The 5,550-nt window shown below is 37.9% G+C and carries 7 protein-coding genes; 2 read left to right on the top strand and 5 right to left on the bottom strand.

Annotated elements, in window-relative coordinates; genetic code table 11:
* On the top strand, window positions 1-522 hold a 522-nt coding region (locus B2400_RS02325), incomplete at its 5' end, for a hypothetical protein (RefSeq protein ID WP_293930552.1).
* Between the two features lie 38 nt (window positions 523-560).
* Here B2400_RS02325 and B2400_RS02320 read toward each other — a convergent pair.
* Both B2400_RS02320 and B2400_RS02315 read right to left on the bottom strand, forming a co-directional pair.
* A complete protein-coding gene (locus B2400_RS02320) occupies window positions 561-1,172 on the bottom strand; it encodes a response regulator (protein WP_293930551.1) in 612 nt (203 codons plus the stop codon).
* Window positions 1,165-1,383: an ATP-binding protein gene (locus tag B2400_RS02315; RefSeq protein ID WP_349681673.1), complete on the bottom strand. Its 219-nt coding sequence runs from the start codon at window positions 1,381-1,383 to the stop codon at window positions 1,165-1,167. The genes B2400_RS02320 and B2400_RS02315 overlap by 8 nt, the downstream gene beginning before the upstream one ends.
* Window positions 1,384-1,557: 174 nt before the next feature.
* On the opposite strand from B2400_RS02315, the gene istA reads away from it, so the two are divergent.
* Window positions 1,558-2,733, top strand: a complete 1,176-nt coding sequence (istA, locus tag B2400_RS02310; protein WP_293930547.1) for an IS21 family transposase — start codon at window positions 1,558-1,560, stop codon at window positions 2,731-2,733.
* 523 nt (window positions 2,734-3,256) lie between these two features.
* Here the strand turns inward: istA and B2400_RS02305 are convergent.
* The 3 genes from B2400_RS02305 to B2400_RS02295 all read right to left on the bottom strand — a co-directional run bounded on the left by B2400_RS02305 (window position 3,257) and on the right by B2400_RS02295 (window position 4,714).
* Window positions 3,257-4,090, bottom strand: coding sequence for a HipA domain-containing protein (locus B2400_RS02305; protein ID WP_286651578.1), 834 nt, complete (start codon window positions 4,088-4,090; stop codon window positions 3,257-3,259).
* 85 nt (window positions 4,091-4,175) lie between these two features.
* Complete coding sequence (locus B2400_RS02300; RefSeq protein ID WP_293930545.1) at window positions 4,176-4,514, bottom strand: HipA N-terminal domain-containing protein; 339 nt, start codon at window positions 4,512-4,514, stop codon at window positions 4,176-4,178.
* Window positions 4,511-4,714 (bottom strand): helix-turn-helix transcriptional regulator, encoded by a 204-nt coding sequence (locus B2400_RS02295; protein WP_286651580.1) that lies wholly within the window; start codon window positions 4,712-4,714, stop codon window positions 4,511-4,513. Before B2400_RS02295 ends, B2400_RS02300 begins: the two co-directional genes overlap by 4 nt.
* Window positions 4,715-5,550: the final 836 nt, after the last annotated feature.

The following is a 5,550-nucleotide window of genomic DNA, read 5'->3' as shown; positions in this document are numbered from 1 at the left end:
GATGAAACCTCGGAATACATAGACAAAATAATGAACGCAACAATCGATTATAATGAGATTTTTGCTGAAACCGAGGCCGCTAATATTTCCATCAAAATTCTTCACCACCCAAAGCCAGAATTTGGCGGAGACGGACTTAGCTATTCTGAAAAGTTTATTTCAGGTGCTACACAGTTCGACATGACAACGGCATATTCTGATATCGACTGGTCGAAAATGATAAAGTTCGACGACAAAAACAAGCCGACGATGTCGAAGTCACCAATTAAATTTTTAACCGTTGTTTTCCCTCAAAACTCATTGAAGTTCACCGGCTATATATCATTAGATGATGAGCATTTGCAAGGACCTTTTACAGATTACTCGAGAACAGGAAAAACCAAATCGCATTTTCGAATTACGATCCCATACCGGAACATTGAAGGGGAAGAAAAGAGATTACGAAATGCCATTATTCATTTGTCCAATTTAGCCAAACAAGAGAAGGCTCGGGAAAAGGCTTCAGATCCTTTTAGAAATTAAGTTTGCAGCAAGGTTTAAAATCGCTTACTGATCGACACTTAGATTAGTTTTTGTTCCAAGGCTATCCGGACCAGCATGGCTGTATTTTTGGCATCCAATTTCAATAAGAGGTTCTTGCGGTAGCTCTTGATGGTCTCCGGACTCAGGAATATTCGGTCCGCAATTTCGCCATTTGTCAAACCCTCTGCTACTAATTTCAAGATTTCGCTCTCACTTTGACTTAGCCAGAGTTGGCTTTCCTTGGGCTGCTTCATCAATACATCTACCTCATGGCATAGAAAAATGTTGCCGTTGGCAACGGCGCCTATAACGGCCAATACCTCTTCTGTCATGGCATTCTTTACAAGATATCCAGAAGCTCCATTCTTCAGCATCTGCCGAACTACGCTATACTCATTGTGTGTAGTGAGAGCCATTATCTTAAGGTCTGGATACCGCTGTTTGAGCTCCTTACAGAAATCAACTCCACTCATATCGGGCAAGCCTACATCAAGCAACAATAAGTCTGGTTTACAACTACCGATAGCTGCTCTACAATCCGAAGCGGTATGCCAAAGACAAACAACTTTCGCTATACCCGACTCTTCAATAAGCGTTTTTAGACCATCGGTCAGAACCTTATGGTCATCTACTATAGCAACTTTAATCATCTTTACCCTCTTTATTTAGTTCCAATTCAACGTGCACTTCTGTGCCCTCGCTAGAGGAGTAAATATTCATCTTTCCTTGAAAAGCTTCTACACGTTGCCGAATATTCCGTAACCCCATGCCTTCCATCTCAGATTGCTGCTCAAACCCCTTACCATCATCCTGCACGGTAAATGAAACGCGATCAGCTTCCTGCACTAATTGTACGTTGATATGAGAAGCATCGTGGAGCTTTCGCTTATATTGACCACCTGATTTCGGAATAAAGTGACCACCTGTTCCGGCGGAAAATGACCATGGTATTTCGGACGAAACTGACCAGTTGTCACCGTTAGTTTTAGAGCTTTAGCTGTAACCATATGTTTGGGGAAGAATAACCCTAAGATTATGGCCAACACGACGATCAGCATGAACAAAATAAGACAGATACTGAGACTTCACGATCATGGGCGTAGCAAACAGGCGATTGCCATTCAGGCAGACGTTTCGCGCAACACGATAAAGAAGTACATTAAGTTCTTTCAGCTGAGCGGATTCACCTTTGAAGAAGTAAATTCGCTGGGTGACAAAGAGCTGGAAGACCTGTTTGGTAAGAGCAACGAGCGAAAACCCGACAGTCGCCTTCAGGCTCTCCAACGCTGCCTTCCCCATATTGACAAGGAGCTCAAACGTCCCAGAGTTACCCGAAAACTTCTGTGGGAAGCCTACATGAAAGAATTTCCCGAAGGGCTGCAGTATACCCAATTCTGCTTTTATTACAACCAATGGAAAGCTATTGTAAACCCCGTGATGCACCTTGACCACAAAGCCGGGGACAAGGTTTACATTGACTTTGCAGGAAAAAAGTTACAGATAATTGATCCTTCCAGTGGAGAGATCCAGGACGTAGAAGTATTCGTTGCCATTCTTGGCGCAAGTCAGCTTACCTATGTCGAAGCAGTCTTGGATCAGAGCAAAGAAAGCCTGATCTGCGTCTGTGAAAACGCCCTTCATTACTTTGGAGGAGTACCTTCGGCTATCGTACCGGAGAACCTGAAAGCAGCAGTTACCCGTAGCAACCGGTATGAACCCACATTGAACGAGACTTTTTCCGACTTTGCGGACCACTATCAGACCAGCGTACTGCCAGCCAGGGCAAATGGCCCACGGGACAAGGCACTTGTGGAGGGGGCCGTAAAGATCGTATACAATAGGATCTATGCCCCATTGCGGAAGAATACCTATCATACATTACAGGAACTCAATACCGCAATCCGTTATCAATTGGAACTCCATAACAATTGCCAGCTCAAAGGACGGAGTTATAGTCGACGGTCACAGTTTGAGGAGGTTGAGCGCCATTCTCTGGGTGGACTTCCCATATCACGTTACGAGTTCAAAAAACTCCACTATGCTACCGTGGCCAAAACCGGCCATATCTGTCTTGGTGAAGACCGCCATTATTATAGCGTGCCTTACCGGTTCATAGGGAAAAAGGTAAAGATGCTCTATTCGCGGACCAGGCTTGAGGTATTCTATCATTATGAACGCATTGCCATCAATATTTTATTAATAATTCGTTAGCGATACATTAACCCTATATAATTAGAATTAATTTAGGCAAAAAAAATGTAATTAAGTTAGCTAAAATAACACTATAATTTATCAAATTACAACATATTTTTAGGATTAAAAGCAAAAATAATTTAATCTACATTATCCTCCTCTAAATCAATATAATACTTATGAATAGGACAGCTCATTAAAATGACTATGATTAATTCTACAGCATTAAAGTTTAAGTATTCATAACAAGTGAAGTATGTTATTGAAAAAAGCAACGATACTAATGTGCTTTTTCTTAGAAAAACCTCTACTAATTTATATATGTCCATAATTATTTCTTTTTCAACAAACATAATCAGCTAAACCGCCAAATACTGTCGCTTAAAAAGCTTTAATAAAATAATTAATTTTTTTAAAAATTTTAGATGTCAATAAGCTTCGTAAGCTATTCCTTAAGCAAGATATTTCTCAGATAATTTGTACTGATTTAGCTAAACAAGGTGGGTTATTGCATTGTATAAGTTGGGAAACATAATCGTCATTACAAACTAATTTGACTCAACTTATTTTCAAATATCAGTATATACTCTGCTTTGTATTCTTCAATCAAGAAGCTTCTATTGATAAAATCAATAACCTTATTTAATTGCTTTGAGAAGTCTTTGTAGATATTATCTCGAACTAAATCAGACAAACCCAAACTCATCGCAAATTGATCAAAATCCGAGCGTTTAACCTTTCGCTTTCTTCCACCTAGATTTAAGGCTAAATCTTCCTTGTCTTTTGGGTAGATAAGATTTACATTTAACAAATCATAAGCTGGACTAAGCAAAATCCCCTTCTCCGCATGCATCAATGAAAAATTCTTTAGATGCATATCATTATTTCCTGTCAGAAAACTAAATAAGACCAATCTAAAATACTTAATAATATCTAAACCAGAGTTCGTAGCGTACTGCTTTATAATCTTACCTACACGCTCATAAGAACCATTGTATTTTTGTTCTGTCAATAATTCAGAAAGTTGACATAAATCTTCTACGTGAATCTTCTTTCCATTCTTACGATCAAATCGCTTCGTTAAATACGCTAATTCACCAGTAGAAGTCTTAATCAATGTATGCTCAGCAGTTTCAATCTTAAATAATCTCGCTAAGTGCATCGTTAAATCTTCCACTTCGGGCATAAAAAGATAATCTGGCGACTGTGGTTTCAAAATATAATCACCCCAAAGACCAACTAAGGTCAATCTTCTATTACCCTTTTCTCCATTTAAACTTAAAGATATTTTAGGCTGCACCCCTGTTAAGGCTAATCTTTCGTTTACTGTGATTTGAGCTAACTTATTCAGCTTCTCTTGGTCTAATTCAAGCATAGGAACAGTAGTCGCTCCAAAAAACTTTTTTGAACAGTTCGGATGGTAATTTCCTCCTTCAACAGGCTTATAACAAAATAAACAATTAGCCATTACCCTCCGCCTCCATCGGGTATACAGAAACTGCACCTATCGTATCTCTACATAAATTAATAAGCAACTCGAATCGGTCTCTTGGATTCAGTTTCCAATGCTTCTCGCCAATTTCTAAGAGCCAGCCTTCTGGTATCAAACCATCAAAGAATGGAAAGAGAACATTACTATGATAGGTTTGGCTTGAAAGCGGGATTGTTAGACTAATTGGTTTTGAATCTGTAGCATGTAGGTACTCTTCGGCATAACGATAGGTAAAACCTCCATCTGCTTCTGCCAAATAACCTGCCAACTTATCTTGAAAATATATTTTCGCTTGACGTGCCATCATTCTCTACTTTTATCCGTTACACCTACTTCTTTCCCAAACAAGGCTAATACATCATTCACTTTATCCAAACGAAGCGTTTTTTTTCCTTGTTCTAAATCACGTACAAAGCGTAGCCCAACTCCAGCATTCAATGCCAAATCCTCTTGCGTAAGCTTGAGTTCTTTCCTTTTTTGCTTAACAAACTGTCGTAACGAATCCATAATTATACCTCTTCTGATATAAATATAGATAAAATTTAATAATTATACTATTTCGGGTATAAAAATGAAATAAAGCAACACATTATACCTTTTTGGGTATAAAATTAGTTAGTTTAGAATATAACCAAGAATTTATTTATATCAAACTTGACTATTTCTCTTTAATCTTATAAGACCTATTATTTTATATCTAAATCAACTTCTTCAATGATACTATCCAATTTATCTCCATTAATCACTTTTAATTCTTCTTTTTTAAATCTTCTATTTAATACTTTCAACTCGGAAATTTTAAAAGAATCAATCAAACACATATGATCAATTTCTATATATACAGAAAAGCTACGAATCTTTCAAGAAAACCAAAGTTCAATAATTTCATATAAAAATTGACTGCCCTCGAAAAAAAGTAGCTTTTATATTTTAAGTTATTAAAGTTAGTTTCGACTGGAGTATAATAAAACATCTTGAAATGTCCGATTGATACATCAGGCCTATGTTTTCGGTCGCTGCCATCTTCCCTGCGGATAAACATTTCCAATTGGCTTATTTTCTCTAAAAATTTTCTTGTTATCCTCCTGTCTGATCTTTCCCGATTACTTTCGCCCTACCAAGCTAATCTCAACCACCAAAAAACTTCATTCTATTATTTATTCTCCCCATAAAATCATGAAGGCTCGTTCTGGTCTTGTTTCACACACTCACCTTTCAAAGCCCTTTCAAACCCAATGTAAAACCCAATCATAACCCTTTGGAAAAGGGTTTGAAAAGGTTCTACATTGGGTCTAGAAAGCTTCTGACTCCTATCATCTCTAAACCAATGATATATCCTAATT

The organism is Sphingobacterium sp. UBA6645 (assembly GCF_002455685.1).
GTDB lineage: Bacteria > Bacteroidota > Bacteroidia > Sphingobacteriales > Sphingobacteriaceae > Sphingobacterium > Sphingobacterium hotanense.
This window is presented reverse-complemented; position numbering and strand designations above follow the sequence as displayed.

Coding starts and splice junctions, on each gene's coding strand:
- B2400_RS02320 (WP_293930551.1), bottom strand. CDS start 1,172: ATGATTAAAGTTGCTATAGTAGATGACCATAAGGTTCTGACCGATGGT.
- istA (WP_293930547.1), top strand. CDS start 1,558: ATGGCCAACACGACGATCAGCATGAACAAAATAAGACAGATACTGAGA.
- B2400_RS02305 (WP_286651578.1), bottom strand. CDS start 4,090: ATGCTTGAATTAGACCAAGAGAAGCTGAATAAGTTAGCTCAAATCACA.
- B2400_RS02300 (WP_293930545.1), bottom strand. CDS start 4,514: ATGATGGCACGTCAAGCGAAAATATATTTTCAAGATAAGTTGGCAGGT.
- B2400_RS02295 (WP_286651580.1), bottom strand. CDS start 4,714: ATGGATTCGTTACGACAGTTTGTTAAGCAAAAAAGGAAAGAACTCAAG.